The organism is Pedobacter sp. SL55, assembly GCF_026625705.1.
GTDB lineage: Bacteria > Bacteroidota > Bacteroidia > Sphingobacteriales > Sphingobacteriaceae > Pedobacter.
The window spans coordinates 2,228,193-2,251,109 of sequence record NZ_CP113059.1; the positions used below are offsets into that span (position 1 = coordinate 2,228,193).

23 protein-coding genes are annotated in these 22,917 nt (G+C 37.9%); 19 read left to right on the forward strand and 4 right to left on the reverse strand.

Going from position 1 to position 22,917, the window contains the following annotated elements; all coding sequences use genetic code 11:
• Positions 1–4 precede the first annotated feature (4 nt).
• From OVA16_RS10045 to OVA16_RS10065, 5 genes are all read left to right on the forward strand, one after another.
• Positions 5–2,389, forward strand: coding sequence for a ribonucleoside-diphosphate reductase subunit alpha (locus tag OVA16_RS10045; RefSeq protein WP_267758918.1), 2,385 nt, complete (start codon positions 5–7; stop codon positions 2,387–2,389).
• Between the two features lie 299 nt (positions 2,390–2,688).
• Complete coding sequence (locus OVA16_RS10050) at positions 2,689–3,030, forward strand: hypothetical protein (protein WP_267758921.1); 342 nt, start codon at positions 2,689–2,691, stop codon at positions 3,028–3,030.
• 29 nt (positions 3,031–3,059) lie between these two features.
• Positions 3,060–4,013, forward strand: a complete 954-nt coding sequence (locus OVA16_RS10055) for a transposase (protein ID WP_267758925.1) — start codon at positions 3,060–3,062, stop codon at positions 4,011–4,013.
• Between the two features lie 196 nt (positions 4,014–4,209).
• Positions 4,210–4,398 carry a hypothetical protein gene (locus OVA16_RS10060; protein ID WP_267758927.1) on the forward strand — a complete coding sequence of 63 codons (189 nt, stop codon included), beginning with the start codon at positions 4,210–4,212 and terminating at the stop codon, positions 4,396–4,398.
• 162 nt (positions 4,399–4,560) lie between these two features.
• The gene (locus tag OVA16_RS10065; protein ID WP_267758929.1) at positions 4,561–4,782 is read left to right on the forward strand and encodes a cysteine-rich CWC family protein; all 222 of its coding nucleotides are present in this window, start codon (positions 4,561–4,563) and stop codon (positions 4,780–4,782) included.
• Positions 4,783–4,890: 108 nt separating this feature from the next.
• Here OVA16_RS10065 and OVA16_RS10070 read toward each other — a convergent pair whose 3' ends face one another.
• The gene (locus OVA16_RS10070; RefSeq protein WP_267758931.1) at positions 4,891–6,873 is read right to left on the reverse strand and encodes a tetratricopeptide repeat-containing sensor histidine kinase; all 1,983 of its coding nucleotides are present in this window, start codon (positions 6,871–6,873) and stop codon (positions 4,891–4,893) included.
• A 101-nt stretch (positions 6,874–6,974) separates the two neighbouring features.
• Here OVA16_RS10070 and OVA16_RS10075 point away from each other — a divergent pair, with 101 nt between their 5' ends.
• Positions 6,975–7,592: a response regulator gene (locus OVA16_RS10075; protein ID WP_267758933.1), complete on the forward strand. Its 618-nt coding sequence runs from the start codon at positions 6,975–6,977 to the stop codon at positions 7,590–7,592.
• Positions 7,593–7,689: 97 nt separating this feature from the next.
• Here OVA16_RS10075 and OVA16_RS10080 read toward each other — a convergent pair whose 3' ends face one another.
• A complete protein-coding gene (locus OVA16_RS10080) occupies positions 7,690–9,333 on the reverse strand; it encodes an ABC transporter substrate-binding protein (protein ID WP_267758935.1) in 1,644 nt (547 codons plus the stop codon).
• A 48-nt stretch (positions 9,334–9,381) separates the two neighbouring features.
• Here OVA16_RS10080 and OVA16_RS10085 point away from each other — a divergent pair, with 48 nt between their 5' ends.
• Both OVA16_RS10085 and OVA16_RS10090 read left to right on the forward strand, forming a co-directional pair.
• Positions 9,382–9,834 carry a hypothetical protein gene (locus tag OVA16_RS10085; RefSeq protein WP_267758936.1) on the forward strand — a complete coding sequence of 151 codons (453 nt, stop codon included), beginning with the start codon at positions 9,382–9,384 and terminating at the stop codon, positions 9,832–9,834.
• Between the two features lie 132 nt (positions 9,835–9,966).
• Positions 9,967–11,034 carry a DUF2891 domain-containing protein gene (locus OVA16_RS10090; RefSeq protein WP_267758937.1) on the forward strand — a complete coding sequence of 356 codons (1,068 nt, stop codon included), beginning with the start codon at positions 9,967–9,969 and terminating at the stop codon, positions 11,032–11,034.
• Between the two features lie 100 nt (positions 11,035–11,134).
• Here OVA16_RS10090 and OVA16_RS10095 read toward each other — a convergent pair whose 3' ends face one another.
• Positions 11,135–11,656 carry an NADPH-dependent FMN reductase gene (locus OVA16_RS10095; protein ID WP_267758939.1) on the reverse strand — a complete coding sequence of 174 codons (522 nt, stop codon included), beginning with the start codon at positions 11,654–11,656 and terminating at the stop codon, positions 11,135–11,137.
• 177 nt (positions 11,657–11,833) lie between these two features.
• On the opposite strand from OVA16_RS10095, the gene OVA16_RS10100 reads away from it, so the two are divergent.
• From OVA16_RS10100 to OVA16_RS10130, 7 genes are all read left to right on the forward strand, one after another.
• Positions 11,834–12,637: a ParA family protein gene (locus OVA16_RS10100; protein WP_267758941.1), complete on the forward strand. Its 804-nt coding sequence runs from the start codon at positions 11,834–11,836 to the stop codon at positions 12,635–12,637.
• Positions 12,638–12,646: 9 nt separating this feature from the next.
• Complete coding sequence (locus OVA16_RS10105; protein ID WP_267758943.1) at positions 12,647–13,543, forward strand: ParB/RepB/Spo0J family partition protein; 897 nt, start codon at positions 12,647–12,649, stop codon at positions 13,541–13,543.
• Positions 13,543–14,208 carry a DUF5683 domain-containing protein gene (locus tag OVA16_RS10110; protein ID WP_267758945.1) on the forward strand — a complete coding sequence of 222 codons (666 nt, stop codon included), beginning with the start codon at positions 13,543–13,545 and terminating at the stop codon, positions 14,206–14,208. Before OVA16_RS10105 ends, OVA16_RS10110 begins: the two co-directional genes overlap by 1 nt.
• A 50-nt stretch (positions 14,209–14,258) precedes the next feature.
• A complete protein-coding gene (gene dapB / locus OVA16_RS10115; RefSeq protein ID WP_267758947.1) occupies positions 14,259–15,002 on the forward strand; it encodes a 4-hydroxy-tetrahydrodipicolinate reductase in 744 nt (247 codons plus the stop codon).
• A gap of 120 nt (positions 15,003–15,122) precedes the next feature.
• On the forward strand, positions 15,123–16,196 hold the full coding sequence (lepB, locus tag OVA16_RS10120; protein WP_267758949.1) for a signal peptidase I: 1,074 nt from the start codon (positions 15,123–15,125) through the stop codon (positions 16,194–16,196).
• A gap of 180 nt (positions 16,197–16,376) precedes the next feature.
• Positions 16,377–17,375 (forward strand): mucoidy inhibitor MuiA family protein, encoded by a 999-nt coding sequence (locus OVA16_RS10125; RefSeq protein ID WP_267758952.1) that lies wholly within the window; start codon positions 16,377–16,379, stop codon positions 17,373–17,375.
• Entirely contained in the window at positions 17,372–18,259 is an 888-nt protein-coding gene (locus tag OVA16_RS10130; protein ID WP_267758957.1) for a mucoidy inhibitor MuiA family protein, read from the forward strand. Before OVA16_RS10125 ends, OVA16_RS10130 begins: the two co-directional genes overlap by 4 nt.
• A gap of 169 nt (positions 18,260–18,428) precedes the next feature.
• On the opposite strand, the gene OVA16_RS10135 is transcribed toward OVA16_RS10130, so the two are convergent.
• Positions 18,429–18,800 carry a DoxX family protein gene (locus tag OVA16_RS10135; protein ID WP_267758960.1) on the reverse strand — a complete coding sequence of 124 codons (372 nt, stop codon included), beginning with the start codon at positions 18,798–18,800 and terminating at the stop codon, positions 18,429–18,431.
• 352 nt (positions 18,801–19,152) lie between these two features.
• On the opposite strand from OVA16_RS10135, the gene OVA16_RS10140 reads away from it, so the two are divergent.
• The 4 genes from OVA16_RS10140 (at position 19,153) to OVA16_RS10155 (ending at position 22,646) form a co-directional block, all read left to right on the forward strand.
• Positions 19,153–19,722 carry an RNA polymerase sigma factor gene (locus OVA16_RS10140; RefSeq protein ID WP_267758962.1) on the forward strand — a complete coding sequence of 190 codons (570 nt, stop codon included), beginning with the start codon at positions 19,153–19,155 and terminating at the stop codon, positions 19,720–19,722.
• The gene (locus OVA16_RS10145) at positions 19,712–20,467 is read left to right on the forward strand and encodes a hypothetical protein (protein ID WP_267758963.1); all 756 of its coding nucleotides are present in this window, start codon (positions 19,712–19,714) and stop codon (positions 20,465–20,467) included. The genes OVA16_RS10140 and OVA16_RS10145 overlap by 11 nt, the downstream gene beginning before the upstream one ends.
• A gap of 96 nt (positions 20,468–20,563) precedes the next feature.
• Positions 20,564–21,403, forward strand: coding sequence for an outer membrane beta-barrel protein (locus tag OVA16_RS10150; protein WP_267758965.1), 840 nt, complete (start codon positions 20,564–20,566; stop codon positions 21,401–21,403).
• A gap of 250 nt (positions 21,404–21,653) precedes the next feature.
• Positions 21,654–22,646 carry an ABC transporter ATP-binding protein gene (locus tag OVA16_RS10155; protein WP_267758967.1) on the forward strand — a complete coding sequence of 331 codons (993 nt, stop codon included), beginning with the start codon at positions 21,654–21,656 and terminating at the stop codon, positions 22,644–22,646.
• Positions 22,647–22,917: the final 271 nt, after the last annotated feature.

Below are 22,917 nucleotides of genomic sequence, written 5' to 3' on the forward strand. Positions count from 1 at the left end.
AAGGATGTTTGTAATAAAAAGAGATGGCCGCAAAGAAGCGGTAAAATTTGACAAGATTACAGCTCGTATCGAGAAGCTGTGCTACGGTTTTAATGCTGAATTGGTAGATCCTATTGATGTGGCGAGAAAGGTAATTGAGGGCTTGTACGATGGGGTAACTACATCAGAATTAGATAACTTGGCAGCAGAAACAGCAGCTTCTTTAACTACAAAACATCCTGATTATGCTTTGCTGGCATCACGTATTGCCGTATCTAACCTGCATAAAAACACGTTGAAATCTTTTTCAAAGACTATGGAGTTGTTGTATAACTACATCGACCCAAAAACAGAAAAAAATTCTTCGTTAATTGCTGATGATGTTTGGAAAGTTATCCAAGACAATGCAGATATTTTAGACAGTACCATTATTTACGATAGAGATTTTGGTTTCGACTATTTCGGTTTCAAAACCTTAGAAAAATCATATCTATTAAAAGTTAACGGTGTAATTGTAGAACGCCCACAACATTTATTTATGCGTGTGGCCGTTGGTATCCACAAAGAAGATATCGAAAGTGCAATTACAACTTACAACTTAATGAGCGAACGCTGGTTTACCCATGCAACGCCTACTTTGTTTAACGCCGCTACGCCAAAACCTCAAATGTCGTCGTGTTTCTTGCTAACCATGCAAGACGATAGCATTGAAGGTATTTACGACACTTTGAAACAAACTGCAAAAATTTCTCAAAGTGCTGGTGGTATTGGTTTAAGCATACACAACATTCGTGCTACGGGAGCTTACATTGGTGGTACTAATGGTACTAGCAACGGTATTGTGCCAATGCTACGTGTATTTAACGATACAGCTCGTTACGTAGATCAAGGTGGTGGTAAACGTAAAGGTGCTTTTGCCATTTATTTAGAGCCTTGGCATGCTGATGTTTTCGAATTCTTAGACTTGCGTAAAAACCACGGTAAAGAAGAAATGCGTGCCCGCGATTTGTTCTATGCACTTTGGATTAACGATTTGTTTATGCAACGTGTAGAGGAAAATGGCGAATGGAGCTTGTTCTCGCCAGATGAAGCACCAGGCTTAGCAGATTGCCATAGCGAAGAGTTTAACAAACTTTACGTAAAGTATGAGCAAGAAGGCAAAGCTCGCAAGGTAGTTAAAGCACAAGAACTTTGGTTTGCTATTTTAGACTCGCAAATTGAAACTGGTACTCCTTATTTGTTGTACAAAGATGCAGCTAACTCTAAATCAAACCAACAAAATCTAGGTACCATTAAGTCTTCTAACTTATGTACCGAAATTATCGAGTATACTTCTAAAGATGAAGTTGCGGTTTGTAACTTGGCTTCGTTGGCATTGCCTCGTTTCGTAATCAACGGCGAATTCGATCATCAAAAATTATACGATGTAACTTATCAAGCGGCATTAAACTTGAACAAAATCATCGATTATAACTATTACCCAGTTAAAGAAGCTGAAAATTCGAACTTGCGCCACCGTCCAATTGGTTTGGGGGTACAAGGTTTGGCAGATGCGTTTATTTTGATGCGTTATCCGTTTGAAAGTGATGCAGCTAAACAATTGAACAAAGATATTTTCGAAACCATTTATTTCGCTGCAATGACCGCTTCGGCAGATTTGGCAGAGAAACATGGTGCTTACAAAACTTTCAAAGGATCTCCGCTTTCTCAAGGTAAATTCCAATTTGATTTATGGAACGTAACGCCAGACAGCAACCGTTGGGATTGGGAAAGCTTGAGAAAACGTGTAGTTAAAAAAGGGGTGTACAATTCGTTATTGGTAGCACCAATGCCAACCGCTTCAACTTCTCAAATTTTGGGTAACAACGAGTGTTTCGAGCCTTATACTTCAAATATCTACACTCGTAGGGTATTAAGTGGCGAGTTCATTGTAGTAAACAAACACTTGTTGAAAGACTTAGTAGCTTTAGGTTTGTGGTCTCCACAAATGAAAGATAGAATTATCTTAGCCAATGGCTCGATCCAAGACATCGCTGAAATTCCAGATTATATCAAAGAACTGTACAAAACAGTTTGGGAAATCAAGATGAAGAACATCATCGATATGTCGGCTGATAGAGGTGCTTACATTTGTCAGTCTCAATCGCTAAACTTGTTCATCAATGCACCAAATACTTCAAAACTAACTTCAATGCACTTCTACGCTTGGAAAAAAGGATTGAAAACAGGTATGTACTACCTGCGTACACAAGCGGCTTCGCAAGCAGTTAAGTTTACGGTAGAAAACCAAGGTGGTAAAGCTATAGAAGCTGTAATTCCAGCAAATATTCCTCAAAATCAAGTTGCCGAGGAAATTATAGACGGCCCAGTTTGTACCATGGAAGAAGGTTGCATTAGCTGCTCGGGATAAGAGGCCTCCCCAACCCCTCCAAAGGAGGGGCTTTGCAAGTTGCCGAAACAATTTGCAAGTCATCATATTTAAGGTTCTGGACATAAAGTTCAGAACCTTTTTTTGTAAAAAAAGAAGTATATTTATCTTATGAAAAAACGTCTCTCTTTTATCATAGCTTTTGCTGTTGTTTGCACATTTATCTTTGGATGTAAAAAGGATGAAGAAGAACCAATAGATATGCTAACTTCGGATCAAGCAAATAATCTGGGGGGATTCATTTAGATTTTTATTTTTGTTGTTCACTCTTGATTTATTTTTTGGAACAGCAGGAGCTACTCAAACTACTTCTACCGACAGAACTTATCGAACATTTTGACCTTATCCGCATCGAACCGATGGAAGATGGTTATCATTTATTTCTTGACCAGCATAATATTCCACCTGCGGAATTTGCCAGCCACAAGTTGGAATCCAAAGGATTTTTAGATCAGGCAATTATCCGTGATTTTCCCTTGCGTGGCAAAGCCTGTTTCCTTCATCTTCGCCGTCGCAAATGGCATGACCATGATACCGGCAGAATCCGTTTACAGTTCATGGAATACGGTGGCAGAGGGCACGCGTTTAACCGCAGAGTTCGCTGCTTTTTTAAAAGAATTTGATCGATAACCATCCTATCAGCTGCAAACTATTGGGTCAGCTGTATGGGCTTGATGGCAGGCGGTTGCAGGAACAATATATTCGTTACCTAAGTGATTTCATGGACTGGGACCAACGTTCTCATGCAGGCCACTGGGTTCTATTCGAACAAAATATTGGAGAATACCTAAGCCTGGATGAAGTATGCCTGTCCCGGGGAGAACTCTATACGGTACTCACCAATAAGGATGCAAAGGGGAAAAAGGGTGCTTTACTGGCTATGGTAAAAGGAACCATCAGCGATCAGGTGATTGCTATACTTGAACGCATTCCCTATCGTCTTCGTAAAGAAGTAAAGGAGGTTACTTTGGATCTGGCTCCAACGATGGAGCGTATTGCCAGGCGTGCCTTCCCCAAGGCAAGACTGGTATCTGACCGCTTTCACGTGCAGCAGCTTGCAGCAGATGCTGTTCAACAAATCCGCATTCAATACCGATGGGAAGCTATCGATCAGGAAAACAGTGAAATGGAGCTGGCAAAACAGCTAAACCATCCCCATGTGCCTGATATATTAGAAAACGGAGATAGTTTAAAGCAATTACTGGCCCGTAGCAGGCACCTGTTATTTAAAGATGAAACAAACTGGACAGCTTCCCAACAGCACAGGTCAGAGCTGCTGTTTGCCAGGTATCCCTTATTAGAGAAAGCCTATCGGCTGAGCAGGAAACTGTCTCATATCTTTTCAAACACAAAGGAGAAGGGCATCGGTTTTACCAGGCTCGCCAAATGGTATGATGAGGTTGAAAAATCAGCCATAAAAGCATTTTCAACCGTGGCAAGAACCATACAGAACCACTACCACACCATCCTGAACTACTTTGACAACAGGCATACAAATGCTTCTGCAGAATCGTTCAATGCTAAAATCAAAGCACTAAGAACTCAATTCAGAGGAGTCAGAAATGTTGAATTCTTTATGTACAGATTAGCCAAAATATATGCGTAATCTTTCTAGCCCCCCCAGATTATTTGCTTGATCCCTAACTTCCAAAACCTGGAAGTGGGCTGCTGTAGATAAAAATCCAAGTACCAACCCTAAAGGGAAAATTGAATATAGAAAAGCTTGGGATTGTGAACTTGATGACCGGTTCTATTTTTATGCCAATGGAACTTATGAAGTTAAAAATCCTCATACTAAGTGCATGTCTCAAGCGGATGACTTTAAAAACAATAGGTTTAATTTGGATTTAAATGAAATCTATTTTGGAACTGATGAAACATTACGTATCTCCGAAATATCTAAAAATCAAGTTAAATTTTATCTTAAATTAAGTTATGTGGGTATTCCAGATCCAACGGCTCCCGATTATTTGGTAATGATTTTGGAGTAAAAAAATGTTGTAATTAAAGCGTAATAATGATAAGGTTCTGGACATAAAGTTCAGAACCTTATTTTTTGTCTGTACTTTTGTAACTGTTCAATAGTTCATTGGCCATTGGTAGATTAGTTTTAAATCGCCAAGCAAAAATGAACTAATGAACATAATGAACTAATGAACAAAACAATCATCCATAGTAAACACGAAATCATTCCCTGCGAACGTTGCGGAGCGGCTATTGAGTGCAAGGCAAATGCCTACACCAAATGCCAGTGCAGTGCGGTACAACTAACCATTAACGAAGTACAATACATTGCCGAGCTATATGATGGCTGTTTGTGTGCTAAGTGTTTGTTTGAGTTGCAGCAAGAATACAGAGAAGAAATGGGGATTTAATTTCTTGTTGAAAACACCTTCCCATGCCTCCTCAAAAAGGGGCACACATTAATTTGTTTCCCTTTTTGAGGGAGAATTAAGTAGGGAGGCATAATGCGATTTGCTTGGTTAAGGCAGATGTATGGCCATCAAAGTTCCTCTGCCTTCAGTAGAATCGATATCTACTGTTCCTTTCAAAAACTCTACCCTAGAGTAAATGTTGCTAAGACCAATTCCGGCTTTTAAATTAATCTTGCTTTTGTCGAAACCTTTGCCATTATCTTCTATGGTAACAGCAATGCCTTCCTCGTCCTTAGTAATTTGGATGTCTAGCTTAGAAGCATCGGCATGTTTAATCACGTTATTTACAGTTTCTTGTATTACGCGATAAATTACTGTTTCTGTTTGTTCGTCTAAACGTTCATTTAAACCAACGGTTTCTAAGTTTACCTTTAGCTTGTTCTTGTCAAGTTTTCCAATAAATTCTTTCACTGCCGATGCCAGCCCGGATTTAATTAAAGCATTGGGCATCATTTGGTGCGATATAGAGCGCATCTCGTCATAGCTTTCATTTACCAGTGCTAAAGCTTGTTCTGCCTGTAAACTGGCATCACTTTGCAGATTAAGCTTAGCGAATAGGCCATTTAGGTTCATTAGTGCTGCCGACAGCATTTGCCCAACACCGTCGTGCAAATCTCCTGCAATGCGTCTGCGTTCTCGCTCTTCGGCATCTAAAACCGCCCTAGAAGCAATGTCTTGTTGTTTAATGATGGCTAATTGTAGTTCTGCTTTAGCCTTTAGTTTGCGGCGGTTAATAAGTAGGTAGGCAAAAAGAACACCTAACAGGAGCACGCCGCCTGCAATGCCTAGTCCTAGATTTCGCTGCTTAATTTTTAGTTTTTGTATGGTGTTTTGCTGGTTTAGAGATTGGATTTGCTGTTCTTTTTTCTCAGTTTGGTAACGAACCTGATAGTCGGAAATCAACGCTGTTTTATCTTTTTGGAATAGTGAATCTTTAATTTTGGTAGCAGCCAAGTGTAGTTCGTAGGCATCTTTGAACTTACCTTGTTGTTCGAAAATAATAGCTAGTGTTTCCTTCGCATCCATAACCTCTTTGCTGGCGCCAATGGCTTCTGCAAGGCTGGCGGCTTTGTTTGCACTTTCTCTAGCTTCATCTAGCTTTTTGAGTTTTAACATCAGCTTTGCTAAATGAGTGTGGGCAAAAGCCAATTCTTTGCGGTTGTTATATTTGTTGTTTAATGTTATAGAAGTTCGCAAAAACTCAAGCGCTTTTTTAGTTTGCCCCAAAGCTGCATAACCAATGCCTGCATTGGTATAGGTAGTGGGTAAAAATTGCTGTATGTTTAGTTTTTTAAACGTTTGCTGCGCCTTTAAAGAATAGTATATACAGCTATCGTACTGCTTAATATAGTAGTAAACCGAGCCTAAGTTAGCTTCTGTAAAGGCTACCTCTCTAGGCATATTTAATTTTTTGTAGATGGCATTTGCTTCTTGATAATATTTAACTACGTTTTTATAATCTTTATGTGCTTTAAACAAAATTCCCAAGTTGGTGCTTACCATTGCAAGTCCTTCTGTATGTTTTTTTTGCTTGTAGATTTGATACGCCTGATGATAGTATTTAAGTGATAAAGAAAAGTTGCCCAGCTCATCATAGGCTATCCCTATGTTATTTATGGTGTTGGCTGTCTTTATGTCGTCATTAAGTTTAGTCCTTAATTTAAGTGCTTCTAAATTATAGGAGAGAGATTTTTTATAGTCGCCTTGCGCTTCGTAAGTTACGGCTAAATTATGTAGCGCCTCTGCTTCAAAATTTAGATCTTTCTTTTCTCTAGCTAGCTTTAACGCTTGATAACCGAATATCCTAGCCGAATCGGGATGGTGGTAGCGGTATTCCCAGCAGAGTTCAACGAGCAGTGGAATTTTAGCTCCATTCTTATTTAAGGCCAATGCATTTTTTAAACTATCAATTCTATTTTGAGCTGTGCCAGAGAAAACGCAAAAGAACAAGAAGAAGAAAAAAATAGATGTTTTTTGGATGAAGGCGATTGAGTTATTTGCATATCTTCGATTGGTTATCCTAAAATACACATAATGCGGTTGAAACCCCTAAGGGTTAGTACTGATTTTGATAAAAAAATCTTTACTTCAAAAAAGAATATCATTACATTTAAAAATAAATAAACTAATTGATGAAACTTCTACTAGTTGACGACCATGCTATTGTAACTGATGGTCTACAGATGTTGCTCCAAAATGAAGTGGGTTTTACTATCGTAGAAAAGCTTACCTCGGGAAATTTCGCACTAGCTTATTTAAAGCAAAATGAAATTGATTTGATGATTACCGATTATTCTATGCCAGACATGGATGGCCTAGTTTTGGTAAAACAGGCAAAAGCTTTAAAGCCCAACCTCAAGATCATAGTGCTAAGCATGCACGACGAAGCCGCAATGATTAAAGATATGCTAAGCGCCGGGGTAGATGGCTATGTGCTTAAAAAATATGCGCAACAAGAATTGCTGAATGCAGTACATACGGTAGCTAATGGTAAACAATTTTGGAGCGAAGAAGTAAACAAAGCACTGCTAAGTTCCTTACAGTCTCAGGCGAATGAAAACCAACCTACAGAGCGTGAGCTGGAAGTACTTGGGCTTTTAGCCCAAGAGTTTACCAGTAAACAAATTGCAGAAAAACTTTTTATTAGCGAACGAACGGTAGAAACTCATCGTAAAAACCTAATGCGTAAAACTGGTGCCAATAATGCCATTGGCCTAGTGAGGTATGCCTATGCCCACAGATTGATTTAAAACCATCAAAATGGAACTTTGCGTTGGTAATTAATATGACGTATTAATATAATTTTTGGAGCTTTATGATATTAATTTTAAGCAGTTAGTAAACTGATTATTTAAGCTTATTTTCTTTCTTAACCCCTTTTAAAATCATTAAACTTAATGGATTGATGCTGTAGCCGCTGATGTTGTTCTGCAACATCACTACCGATTGGTCATATAAAATTGGCACTACAGAGGCATGTTCCATTACCATATTGTCCATTTTTTGGTAAAGTTCAAGACGTTTCTGAGGATCGTTCTCGTAATAGCTTTGCTCAAATAACTTATCGAATGTTTTATTGAAATAACCAGTGTAATTTGGTCCAAAAGGCACTTTGTTTTTAGAGTAGAAAACAGAGAGGTAGTTTTCTCCATCGGGATAATCGGCAATCCAAGAACCTCTAAAAAAAACAACTTCATTTTTCGACATCAAGTCTCTTAAACTGGCACTTGGGCTTACATCTACCTTAACTTTCATGCCTAGGTTGCCGAGTTCGCCCTGTATAAATTCAATCAGATCTCGGTAGGTGGTAGAAGTGCTGAGTTTGATTTCGGGCATTCCTTTTCCATTAGGATAACCGGCCTCTGCAAGTAATTTAGCTGCTAGCCTAGGGTTGTAATCGTAGCCTTTAACCTTTGTGCTATCAAACCCGGGCATCCCTTTGGGTATAAAGCCAGAAGTTGCCGGCGTACCAATGCTGTTGCGTAAATATTTAATCAGTTTTTTTCTATCAATGGCGTAATTAATGGCTTGTCTTACTTTTTTGAAACGTAATGGAGAATTTTTAACGATATCTTTATCTGGATCTACCAAAATGCCCACATATTCGGTACACAAGTAAGGGCCTTTAATTAATTGAAATTTGTCTTTGTACTTGCTGGTCATGTTGCCGCTTTTGGTTAAAATGTCATCTCGGTAACTACCATCAACACTGTAAAAGAAATCGAGATCCTTTTTAAGGAAATTCATAAAAGCACTTTGCTTATCGTTAATAAAAGTAGCTTTTAACGCATCTAAAAATGGCATTTGCTTACCCGTGCTATCTTTTTCAAAATAGTTTTCATTTTTAAGCAGTACCAAAACTTCGTCTTCTTTCCAATATTTGAATTTAAAAGGCCCGGTACCCACTGGATGGTTTCTAAAATCTTTGCCATAATGTTCTACCACTTCTTTAGGAACCACAGAACAATACTGGGCAGTTAATAAATTAATAAAAGCAGGGAAAGGTTTTACCAGTTTAATTTGAAAAGTGCTATCGTTTAGTGCTACAAAGCTATTTGCGTCTTTTACTTTGTCACTAAAAATCCATCCGCCAGAAGAGGCCACTTTTGGGTCAATTAAACGGTAAAAGCTGTAAGCGAAATCTTGAGCAATCACTTTTCGGCCTTTGCCATTTTTAAATAGCGCATCGTCCTGAAAAAAAACATCGTTACGCAGGTTAAAAGTATAGTTAAGCCCATCTGCAGAAACCTGCCAAGTTTTAGCAATGCAAGGTACGGTATTCAAATCTTTGTCTATCTGCACCAAACCGTTAAAAATCTGGTTAATCATCCAAATGGCGTTTTGGTTACGAGCAAATGCCGGATCTAAAGAGGTTAGGTTTTGGTCGAGATTAATATTAAAGACTTTCTTTTCATCATTGCTGCTTCTTTTGCAAGAAAACAAAGTGGTTAAAAGACAAATGCAAAATATATTGAGCTTAATGGTACGCATCGCTTAGGGAAATACTATTTTTGTGTACAAATTAATAAAATAAATCAGATGTCTTCTCTAAATGAACTTATAAATACCGAAAACAATGCAGAATTGCGTGAAGAACTTTTGGAACGTCTAGCTATTGTCGAACATAAAATTAAGTTCATTGATAAAGTTCCGGTTTGTTTTTTAGATTCTTTGGGGCAGCCTTATCTAGGACCGTTGGCTATTGCCGAACTTGGTGGGGCTACCGTAACTTTATCTACAGAAGAAGCAGTGTATGTGATTTTTTACGAGGCTAACAAGCAACTAAATGATTTGATGCGCACTGCTCCAGTTTTAATGAGCGAAGAGTGGCAGGCTGTAAAATTTAATAGGGTTTGTTTGCTTTCTGATGATTATAACCTGTCGAAGCCAGAGGAGGCCGTAGCCTTGGTAGAAGATATTGCAGAAATGATACACCCTGGGCATTTTATTTTCGGCCACGAGGGAGATAAGTGGATCAGGTTTACTGTTTAGGTATTAGGAGTTAGGGATTAGTGGTCAGTTTAAGCGATTAACAAATTCATGCAAATGAAACCATCATGATTTTGCCAATCACAAACACTAATGAGTAACCGAGCTTGCGAGTTCATGAAGTAATTTACACAGATGAAAAAAATACTACTACTGTTATTGATGGTTTCTTCTTTGGCTTTTGCTCAAACTCCAAAGTTAGACAAAGATATAGCTGAGAAGTTGTCAATGTTGCCACTGCATTGTATGGATAAAGAGTACCCTAACAAGACAGCGCACACCATTAATTCAGAAACCGATGCTAAGCTTACGCCATCTCAATTGCATCCGGGTTTTTATGGTTGTTTCGATTGGCATAGCTCGGTGCATGGGCATTGGATGTTGGTGCATTTGCTAAAGACTTTTCCCAACATCAACAATAGAGCAGAAATTATTGCAAAGCTTAATAAAACCTTTACCACAGAAAATATGCAGGCAGAGGCCGATTACTTTAAAAAGTATGAGCTGGCCAAGATTTTCGAGCGTACTTATGGTTGGGCTTGGTTGCTAAAATTAGATCAAGAATTGTTAGAATGGAACAATCCGCAGGCAAAAAAATGGCATGCAGCTTTACAGCCTTTAACCAAGCAAATTTTAGAATTATGGAAAGCTTACTTGCCAAAACAAACCTACCCAAATAGAACTGGCGTACACGGAAATACCGCTTTTGCTTTGGTTTTTGCACTAGATTGGGCTAGAGCAACTAACGATAAAGTCTTTGAAGTGCAATTGAAGGATAAAGCGAAGACTTTTTACTTGGATAATGAGAAAACGCCGGCTTATATGGAGCCAGATGGGGCTGATTTCTTTTCTCCAAGCTTAGAAATTGCCGATTTGATGAGAAGGGTTTTGGCAAAAGATGATTTTGTGAAATGGTTGGATAAATTTTATGAGGAAAGAAGCATCAAACGTATTAGTGATATGCCTGTAGTTAGTGATTTGAGCGATTATCAAACGGTTCACTTGGTGGGGCTTTCTTTCACTAGGGCATGGTGTATGAAAGGTATTGCATCAGAGCTACCTAAAAACCACCCCTTAAAAAAACATTTTGAAGCTACTGCCAATCATTTCTTGGCCAATGCGCTGCCCTTAATTTTTAAAGGTAACTACGGTGGAGATCATTGGTTGGCTTCGTTTGCGGTTTATGCTTTAGCGCAAAAATAGGGACTAGGAATTAGGGGACAGGTATCAGGAGCTAGGTATCAGTTAACCGATTAAACAATTAACCAATTAAACTTCAGCTTTCTGACAATCAACTTCCCAACTAATAAACTACAAACTTATCCATTTGCTGGTTGGTAAACTTTAAAGTGTCTTCCATAAACAGTTCGCCGTTTTCATTAAGTTCTTGTTTAATGTTTGGAATGTGCAATCGCAAAGGCATTACGTGTAAATGCAAGTAGGCGCAAACGCCGTTAAAATGTTCTATGCCCCTAATGTTACCATACTTGCCAGAAGAAATACCTACCAAACAAGCTTTTTTGTCGTAGAAGCTTTCTGGAAAAGCACAAGCGTCAATTAAGGTTTTTAAAACTCCAGGATAGCTGCCATTATATTCGGGAATAACGAACAAAAACTTACTGGTATTGGTTATCAATTCTTGGATTTTGTCAAAATCCTCCGTTTTTTTTCCATACAAATTATCGGCAATAAAATTGTTGGGTAAATCTTGCAAATCAAACAATGTAGTTTGTAAGCCCTTTTCCGCCAGTTGATTTTGATAATATTTAGCAACTTTTAGCGTATTGCTATTGGGTCTGTTGGTTCCGGCTATAATAGTGATCATGCAAAAATTGTTAATAAGATGTGTAAAACACGAGCAAGGTCGATACTAATATTACGTTTTAGTTCGTATCTTAGCTAATTGTTAAAATATGCCTATACATTGCAAAAATAGCATTTTTTATAGATTTTTAGTTTAAAATTAAGGCCATTACATTTGTGGCGTTTTCAAGGAGAATAAATGAGTAAAATTATTGCTTTAGCAAACCAAAAAGGAGGAGTTGGTAAAACCACATCGTCTATTAACCTAGCCGCTAGTTTAGCTGTTTTAGAATATAGAACGCTTCTGGTTGATGCAGACCCTCAGGCCAACTCTACTTCGGGTATTGGTTTTGATCCAAGAAACATCAAGAATAGCATTTACGAGTGCATTATAAATGATGTGGAACCTACAGATGCCATTGTGAAAACGGACACGCCAAATCTAGATTTGCTGCCTGCTCACATTGATTTAGTAGGTGCCGAAATTGAGATGATTAACTTAGCCAACCGCGAATACAAAATGAAAGCCGTGCTGGAAAAGGTAAAAGACCAATACGATTTTATCATTATTGATTGTTCGCCATCTTTGGGTTTAATTACCATCAACTCTTTAACGGCTGCAGATTCAGTAATTATTCCGGTACAGTGCGAGTATTTTGCCTTAGAAGGTTTGGGCAAGTTGTTAAATACCATTAAAATTGTACAAAACAGGTTAAACCCTGCTTTGGAGATAGAAGGTATTTTATTGACTATGTACGATGTAAGACTACGCCTATCAAACCAAGTGGTAGAAGAGGTAAGAACGCACTTCCAAGATTTGGTTTTCGAAACCATTATACAACGTAACACCCGTTTAAGCGAAGCGCCAAGTTATGGTATTTCGGTAATTATGCATGACGCCAATAGCAAAGGTGCCATCAATTATTTGAATTTGGCCAGAGAGATTGTTCGTAAAAATGGATTGCTTACCGAAGAGCAACAAGAAAACACAGCAACTATTTAATATATATAGATGACTTTTCAAAGAAAAACCGGATTAGGTAAAGGATTAAGTGCACTTTTGGATGATAACGAAACGGTTAATACCTCTAAACCTGCCGTAGAAAATGTTGATGTAACGCCACAAGTTGGCAGTATTAGCGCTATCAGCATTGCAGATATAGAAACCAACCCGTACCAACCACGTACAGAGTTTGATCAAGTTGCACTAGACGAATTATCGGATTCGATTAAAGTGCAAGGTTTAATACAGCCTATCACAGTTCGTAAAAACGGGAACAAATACCAGTTAATTTCTGGAGAACGTAGGTTTAGAGCTTCTAAATTGGCGGGTCTAACAGAAATTCCAGCTTACATTCGTACTGCCGATAACCAACAAATGTTGGAAATGGCCTTGATTGAAAATATTCAACGTGAAAACTTAAATGCCATTGAGGTAGCTTTAAGTTTCCAGCAAATGATTGATGAATGTAACTTAAAGGCAGAGCAATTGGGCGAGCGTGTGGGCAAAAACAGAACTACGGTAGCCAATTATTTAAGGCTATTAAAGTTGCCTCCAGCAATTCAAGCTTCTATTCGCGATAATAAAATTTCTATGGGTCATGCCCGTGCTTTAATATCTGTAGACGACGAAGGAAAGCAACTTTTTATCCATCAAGAAATTATAGATAAAGGACTTTCGGTACGTAAAGTAGAAGATTTAGTACGTGGTATTAACCATGTACAAGTTAAAATGCCTTTAAAGCAAGAAGCGGTTTCTTTCGAATACCAAAAGTTGCAAAATGATTTGGCCTCTAAATTTGCTACTAAAGTGAAGTTAAAGGTAAAAGATAACGGAAAAGGCGCCATCGAAATTCCTTTCGTAAATAACGACGATCTTAACCGTATTTTAGAACTTTTAGATTGGTAATGCGGGCATTTTTGCTTTCTGTAGCACTCTGTTTCGCTTTTACTTGGGTAACTGCGCAAAAGCCGGTACGCTCTATAAAGCCAGATACCACAGCAAAACTGGATACCCTTGCTCCACCCAAATATATCAACCAAGGTAGAATTGCAGGTAAAAAGGCGGTATATCGTTCGCTTATTTTTCCGGGCTTGGGCCAAGTATATAATTATGGCCTGGTGGTTGATGATGTTAAAGCAGGCAGAACCCAAGGTAAACGCATAGGGCAGAAATTATACATTATAGGTAAAATTGGCGCTATTTACGCTGGTGGCACGCTATTGGTTATGTCTTTTATAGATAATAACAATAACTATAATTTATTCTTAAAGGAACTACAATATAGGCAGTTGTATGGAAAATCAGACCCTGCTAATGGTTTAGAACAATATGACACCAACGGGCTTACTCTAGCTAAAAATATCTATAAGCGTAACCGAGAGGTGGTAATTATCTCTTTATTAGGGTTGTACGGTTTAAATGTGTTGGATGCTTACGTTACCGCCCGTTTAAAATACTTCAATGTTGACGAAACCTTATCTATTAAGCTATCGCCAACACTAATAAATTCTAATACCATGTACGGCTTTAGTAACGTTACGCCAGCATTAAAATTAACCCTAAAACTATAACCCAAGGAGAAAGCAGAGGTTCTCTGTACTTAAACATAAAAACTAAACAAATGAATATAGCGCTGTTAGGCTACGGCAAAATGGGCCAAATAATAGAACGTTTTGCCACAGATCGTGGGCACCAAGTGGTTCTTAAAATTGGAATAGAAAACTTAAATGATTTTACTGTCGAAAATTTAAAACAAGCAGATGTAGCTATAGATTTTAGTGCTCCAGATGCGGCAGTTAGCAATATTTACAAATGTTTTGAAGCAAAAGTGCCAGTTGTAGTTGGCACTACGGGTTGGTATGGCGAGTTGCAAAAAATTAAAAATGATTGCGGTGATGGTAACAATACGCTACTTTATGGCTCTAATTTTAGTATTGGAGTTAATATTTTCTTTCACTTAAATAAAGTATTAGCAAAGCTGATGAACAACTACCCAGCTTATGATGTACAAGTAGAAGAAATACACCATACGCAAAAGTTAGATGCGCCAAGCGGTACCGCAATGACTATTGCCGAAGGTATTATTGAGCAGTTTGATAGTAAGCAAGAATGGGTTAACCAGTTAGAAGGAACGCCCATTACCGATAAGTTAAAGCATAATCAATTGCTAATTGAATCGCTTAGAATTGAAAATGTACCAGGTACACATACCGTGGTTTACAGTTCTGAGGTAGATGATATTGAAATTAAACATACCGCACACAGCCGGGCGGGTTTTGCCCTAGGCGCAGTAGTAGCCGCAGAGTGGCTGCAAAATAAAAGAGGTTTTTACAGCATAGCTGATATATTTAATTTTAAAGATTAATATGAACTGGAAATTCTGGCAAAAGAAAAAAGATTCTGATACGCCAAAAAAGAAAAAACTAAAACTAGAGAATGGGTTGATGCCATTGTTTTTGCGGTAGTTGCGGCAACCATTATCCGTGTGTTTTTTATAGAAGCTTATACCATTCCTTCGGGGTCTATGGAACGCTCGCTCTTAGTTGGCGATTTCCTCTTTGTAAGTAAGGTAAATTACGGCGCACGTATCCCGATGACGCCTATTGCATTCCCTTTTGCGCACCACACAATGCCACTAACTGGCACAAAAGCCTATTGGGATGGCGTGCAATGGAAGTATAAAAGACTACCAGGTTTACAAGACATTAAGCGTAATGATGTAGTGGTTTTCAATTTCCCAGAGGGAGATACAGTAGTTTTAGAACGCCAAGATGATAACTATTACCAAATGCAATTGCGTGGCGAAAGTAGAGAGTCTATTTGGTCGGGATTTTCGGTTACCAGCAGACCTGTAGATAAACGCGAAAACTTTATTAAACGTTGTATTGCCATTGCCGGCGATACCATTAGCATGAAAAATGGCTTAGCAGTAGTTAATGGAACGCCAGCTCCTTTGGTAGGTACAGGTGGCTTTGGCTACAATGTAGAGTTTACCACTGCCGATGTAAATTTGAAGCTTTTTGAAGATATGGGCTTTAAAATTGGTTCAACTGCACTTCCTACTATTTATAGATTTGAAGGTACGCCAGATTTGGTTAAAGAATTGAAGAAATCTCCTTACGTAAAATCTGTTACCGAAGATTTAACACCTGCTGATGAGCAAGACATCCTAATTTTTCCGCACGATAAAAACAGAAAGTGGAATTTAGATAATTATGGGCCAATTATAGTGCCTAAAAAAGGTTGGACAGTAACTTTAGATAGTTTAACCATGCCACTTTACGAAAGAAGTATCCGTATTTACGAAGGAAATAAGTTGGAGAAAGTAGGCAACGATTGGATTTTGAATGGTAAAAAGGCAACTACTTATACCTTTAAAATGAATTATTATTGGATGATGGGCGATAACCGCCATGCTTCGGCAGATTCACGCTATTGGGGTTTTGTGCCAGAAGATCACATTGTAGGTAAGGCATTATTTATTTGGTTAAGTATCGATAGCGAGGGTTCATTCCTCAATAAAATACGTTGGAGCCGAATTTTTAAAGGCATACATTAACATTTCGTCCTGTCGTTATTGCGAGGCACGAAGCAATCTTAAGACGATAGAGATTGCTTCGTGCCTCGCAATTACGATTAGTATAGTAAAAAGCATCACTCGAAAAAGTGATGCTTTTTTTGTTGGTGTCTTATGCAAAATGAAGTAGCCTTGCATCATAGAGATATAAACTCAATTCAAATGGATAAAAAGATACTTTTCGCATTATTATTCTTTTTTAACGCGGCTGCTTTTGCACAAGAAAATCAAATAAACGTAAACTCTAAAATAAGCGATGTAACTGTTTTTATGAATGGTGCACAAGTGCAACGCTTATCAGACCATGTAGAACTGCCGCAAGGTGTTAGTTTATTGGTGTTCTCTGGGCTTTCTTCGAGCATAGAAACACAAAGTTTGCAAGCTAAAGGCGAAGGAAATTTTACTATTCTATCGGTTACCAAACAGAATAATTTCTTACTGGATAAGAAAAAGTCTGAACAGAAAGCTGCTTTATTAGCTAAATCTGAAGATATTTCGGATAAGATTGTGGTACTTAACAACGAGATTGCAGTTTACAAAGCAGAAGAAGAAATGCTGATGAAGAACCAAACGGTAATGGGACCAAACGTAAATTACGATTTGGTAAAATTAAAAGCCGCTCTAGATTTTCAGAAACTAAGGTTAAATGAGACAAAAAATAAACAAGCTAGCTTGCAAAAAGAAGTAGCTAAGCTGTATGAAGAAATTAACAAAATTAATAGACAGGCTGCCGAAATAGACGGAAAACCTATCGGGAACTCTAGCGATGTGGTGGTTAAAGTATCTACCAAAGCTGCAACTAAAGGAAAGTTTGCCTTAACGTATTTAGTGAAAAATGCCAGCTGGTATCCAACTTATGATATTAGAGCTAAAGATGTGGCTAGTCCAATTCAATTAGTTTACAAAGCCAATGTGAGCCAAAATTCTGGTGAAGACTGGAAAAATGTAAAGTTGATCTTGTCTTCTGGTAATCCATCTAATAATAATGAAAAACCAACTTTACCGACATATCAGTTAGGTTATTTAAGTGCTGGTTACTCTTTTTTTAATCCTGTGGCTGCTACATCAAACGTTGTTAAAGGTAAAGTAGTTAGTGCGGCCGATAATTTAGCCTTACCAGGCACCTCGGTAGAGTTAAAAATTCTTCTATTGCTACCGTGACAGATGCTGATGGAAATTATTCGATACAAATGCCTGTAGGTTCAAATGTGTTAGAATTTAATTATTTAGGATTTGAAAGTCAAGAACTAGAGGCTATTTTAGGGCGACAACTAAATGTAAGGTTAAATGAAAGTAGTAATGCCTTAAACGAGGTGATGATTACTGCTGCGGGAGAAGGTAAGTCTCAAAAAAGAGCTAGCGTGGCGGCTTCGGTAACAACAATTAGAGGTGTAAGTTCAATTTCTTCGGTGCCTTTGGAAGTTAAAAATGTAGAAAAGCAAACCAATGTAACTTTTGAGATTAAAACCCCTTACACCATTTTAACCGATGGCAAACAAGCGGCGGTAGATATAGGTAACTACGATTTTAAAGCAGATTACCAATATTATGCAGTGCCAAAAGTAACGCAAGACGCATTTTTAACTGCAAAAATTACAGACTTTAATGAGGTAAATTTGATTAGTGGCGAAGCTAGTATTTTCTTTGAGGGTACTTATTTGGATAAATCGTTATTGGATATTCAAAACACCGATACCTTAACTATTTCTTTGGGAGCTGATAAAAATGTAGCTGTAAAAAGAGAGAAACAAAAAGGATATACCGAAAGGCAGTTTATTGGTTCGTCTCAAAAAGATACCCGCCATTTTGTAATTGATGTTAAAAATAGGAAAAGTCAGGTGGTAAATTTAACTATCGAAGATCAATTGCCAATACCAACCAATAGCGATATAATGGTAGAGAAACAAGAATTATCGAAAGCTAAGTTAGATGAAACTAGTGGTAGATTAACTTGGCAATTCTTACTACAACCGAATGAGCAAAAGAAAATTGATTTGAAGTATCAAGTGAAGTATCCTAAGAATAGGCCGGTTAATATTGAGTAGATGAAATTTACGTTAGTTGCACGTCATTTCGATGAGGAGGAACCACGAAGAGAAATCTAGCTAAATGTTTAATCACATGCTAGATTTATCTCTGCGTTCGAAATGACGATGTAGTTTAATTAGTTAGCATTGAAACTTCAAAACTTCGTAAGTCTTTTTATTTTTAGAACTAACTTACCATTGGTTTGTATTTACTCGAATTGTCGGCAATTACCCAAACGTTAATGAGGAATAATACTGCCGCCATAATAATTCCTTCTGGTGCTACCATAATATGATGTAGTACAATACCAACCATCATTGGAAAAATAACAATGGCGCCTAAAGCTCTTGTTTTAGGTATGGCTATTAGTACACCTCCAACAATTTCCATTGTTGCTAATAATGGCATTAACCATGGAATAGCCGTCATGGCTGTCATTACTTTAAGTTGGTCTGCCGGTAACTCTGGTACTGGGATGTAGTTGAAAAATTTATTGAGACCTCCGTTGATGAACATCAATCCGAATAGGACACAGATAACGATTTTTACAATTTTCATTTTCTTAGTTTTTGATTTACTTAAAATTAAGTAAAAAGTGCGATGAAAATGCAAGGGTTGGCACCTTGTTTTTGGTGCGCAGGTTTTGGTTTTTAAACCTGATTGTAACGAAAATACTTTTTGTCAGTGTCATCCTGAGCTTGTCGAAGGATTGGTTTGTGACTAGATGCTTCGATAAACTCAGCATGACAATGATGAACGGTGCAGTAGCAACAAAAAGATTGCAGTGGAAAGCAGGACTGAAATACCCAAAGAACCATTATTTTTGCTTTTCAAAAAAAAATAGAAAATATTTAATGAGGCTTGCAACCTTTGGGTACGATTGTGCATCTACCCTAATACAAGCAGACAAATGAAGGTGGCAAAAACATATACATTAAACGAGCTGATGGAAGGCTGTAAGGCTGGCAACAGACAGATGCAGGAAATGCTATACAGGCAAACGGCATCGAAAATGTTGGCGGTTTGTATGCGGTATGCCAAAGATAGGATGGAGGCAGAAGATGTATTGCAGATGGGTTATGTAAAGATTTTTCAAAAGGTAAAGGAGTTTAAGGGAGAAGGTTCTTTTGAGGGATGGATCCGCAGAATTATGGTAAATACTGCTATTGAAAGCTATAGAAAAAACCTGCGAACTTTAAATGTGGTGCCCATTGAGGATGCTTATGAACAACCCTCTACAGGTTTTGATTTTGGTAGTTTAGGTATGCAGGATTTGATGAAGGTAATACAAAAACTGGCCGATGGCTACAGAATGGTGTTCAATATGTACGCTATTGAGGGTTATTCGCACAAAGAAATAGCAGAAACGCTGGGAATTACAGAGGGAGCAAGCAAATCGCAGCTATCGAGAGCGAGAGCAATATTGCAACAAGAAATTTTAAAATTGGAGGGCTTTGGTTATGCAACACATGCCGGATAAAGATTTTGACCAACTGTTTAAAGACAGGTTTACCGATGCAGAAATTGAACCATCTGCAGATTTATGGGGCAATATTGCCGGGCAATTGGAACCTAAGAAGAAGCGTCCGTTCCCCGTTTTATGGATGGCGGCTGCAAGCGTAGCTGTGGTGGCATCAGTAATGTTGTTTACGCAGCGTAGCGAAAAGGTGCAGTTACAGGGAGCAAGTGAGGAGCTAGCTGTGGTAAAACCTGCTAATGAATCACAAACATTACAAGTGGCGGCAATAGAAGAAACTGCTACAGGTAAGGCTACGGTTTTATCAGATGCGGCAGTAAGTAATCGCCGTTTGGTAAGCAATACCATTGCCAAGGTAACTTCTCCTACTGAAATTAAAGAGGTAGAAAAAAATAATTTCATAGCGATGCAACCGTCTGAAAGTAGCGATCGTCTAGATATTAAAAGGGAGCAAATAAAACCTTTAGATGTAACGCCTAAAGAAACCATATTGAAGGAAAATGCAGAGGAAATTATGATGGCCAGGGTAGTTGATACCAAAGGAACGGGAGTAGCCTATGTAGATCCGGATGAGGAAACCAATGATAATAAAAAAGGGATCCGTAATGTGGGAGATTTAGTAAACTACGTGGTAGACAAAGTAGACAAAAGAGATAAAAAGCTAATTAGATTTGATACTGATGATGACGATAACTCATCGATAATTGGATTGAACATAGGCTTTTTGAAACTAAATAAAAAAAAATAAGAACTGGGTTTTGGAATTTACGGGATGAACAGGATTAACTATCCGAGATACAACATTTCAACTTTCAAATCTTAAAACAATATTAAACACACACAAATGAAACATCTAATTTTAAAAGCAGTATTGGTAAGCGGACTTACTTTTCTGGCAGCAGGAGCTTTAAAAGCGCAAAGCGATAGTACTAAAGTGAAGATTGATTATGGAAAAGGCATAAGTATAGATAGTAATAGAAAAGCAAAAAAGGTAACTATCTCTATTGGTAATGGAAACATAGTACAAATTAACGGCGATAGTAGTGCGAATAAGAACGGCCGTTTTGTGGGAGGCGTTACGTTTACTCGCTTAGATATAGGTTTAACTAAATTAGTGGATAACGGCAGCTTTTCCTTATCGCCAACTAACGATTTTTTAGATTACAAACCTTGGAAAACGAGTACTGTATCGTTTGATGTTTTGCAATTTGGCTACAGATTTAGCAACCATTTTAAAGTTTATTTAGCTGGGGGGTTCGACTGGACATTGATTCGTTTAGATAGAAATATCACTATTAAAAAAGATGTGCCTGTATTAGATTACGATGTAATTACCGATGCTACCTTCAGTAAAAACCGTTTCTCGGCTAGCTACGTTCATTTTCCGTTGAACTTTGAATTTAGAACCAAGGAAGATCATAAGGGCAAGCGCTTTAGGTTTGTAGTAGGCCCAGAAGTAGCGTTTTTGTTGGGTGGTAAAGTGAAACAAATTAGTGAAGAACGAGGTAAAGTTAAATTTACTGATGATTATAACTTTACACCTTTCCGTTACGGCGGTACAGCAAGAATTGGCTACGGTGGTTTAGGTTTGTTTGCTAAATATAGCGCTAGCGATTTATTCGATACCGATGCACAAAAAGGCTTAAAGGCGATGTCGTTCGGTATAACTTTTGGATTGAATTAATTAGTCCGCAAGTCAGTAAAGTCAAATAGTTGGAAAGTCGGCAGATATAATGCTGATGAACCAATGAACTATTGAACAATTCACACACAAATGAACCAATCCCGTTTCTATTATAGATGCGGGATTTTTTTGTTAGTCCGACAGTCCGAAAGATTATAGTCCGAAAGAGTGGAAGCCATTGGACAATGCTAGTTCAAAACTAACTTTCGGTCTGTATAACTTTCGGACTACTTTCCCTATCTTTACAACCGTGAGCGAAAAAATCTTAAGCATCCAAAATTTAACCAAGCAGCATCAAGCCGAGCAACTATCTGGTATTTCTAATGTTAGTTTTGATATTAATAAAGGCGAAATTGTAGCCATTATTGGCGAAAGTGGCAGTGGTAAATCAACTTTGTTAAAATCTATTAACGGGTTGTTGAAAGTTGATGAGGGCGAAATCATTTTTAATGGTAAACGTGTGAAAGGACCAGACGAGCAGTTGATCCCAGGGCATGTGGAGATGAAAATGGTTACACAGGATTTTTCACTGAATATCTACGCCAAAGTTTACGATAACATCGCTTCGCAGCTTTCTAATACTAATGTAGCTTTAAAACAGCAAAAGACCATGGAGGTAATGGAACATTTGCGAATTAAAGCACTAAAAGATAAAAAGATTATTGCGTTAAGTGGCGGCGAGCAGCAACGTGTGGCCATAGCAAAAGCCTTAGTGAGTGATACTAAGGTGTTGTTGTTGGATGAACCTTTTTCGCAAGTTGATGCTATCCTTAAAAATCAACTGCGGGCAGATATTAAGCGATTAGCTAAAGAAACTGGACTAACCATCATCATGGTATCTCACGATGCTACAGATGGTTTGTTTATGGCAGATCGATTAGTAATTTTAAAGGATGGACAATTGGTACAGGAAGGTAAGCCGAGAGAGGTTTACAATCAGCCAAGCAATACCTACACCGCTAAAATGTTAGGCAATGCGGTGGTGCTTTCTAAAAAAGAAGCACAACAATTAGGCTTAAAAGTAAATGGCGAGCACATTTGTTTTTATCCAGAATGGGTAGAATTAAAAGCGAGCTGGTCGGCAAAGAAATTTAACGTACGCGATATTTACTATAAAGGTTTTTATGACGAATTGTTACTGGAAAGAAATGGTGTACATATCAGGGCTTTGCAGTTAAACAGCGGAGAGCATAAAAAAAACGACCAAGTGTATGTGAACATTGGTCGTTTTCTAGAGTTATAATATTTTTTTATCTCAATTTCGATGTAACAATAACCACTCTTAACCCAACAGGAATGGTCGGTTTAATTGGGTTTAATACATTATCTCCAGAAGTTTGTATATCAATAGTTATGGAACCCTTCCTTACTACATAGCTGTAAGCTTGTGCATCAAATACGAACGGAAGTTGTCTGTATTCACCAACACTGTTATCTGGATATATATATACTAGAATAGCATCATTTTTAAATGTTAAATCGTCGATTTCAGGAAAGTTAATTGTTGCAGACAG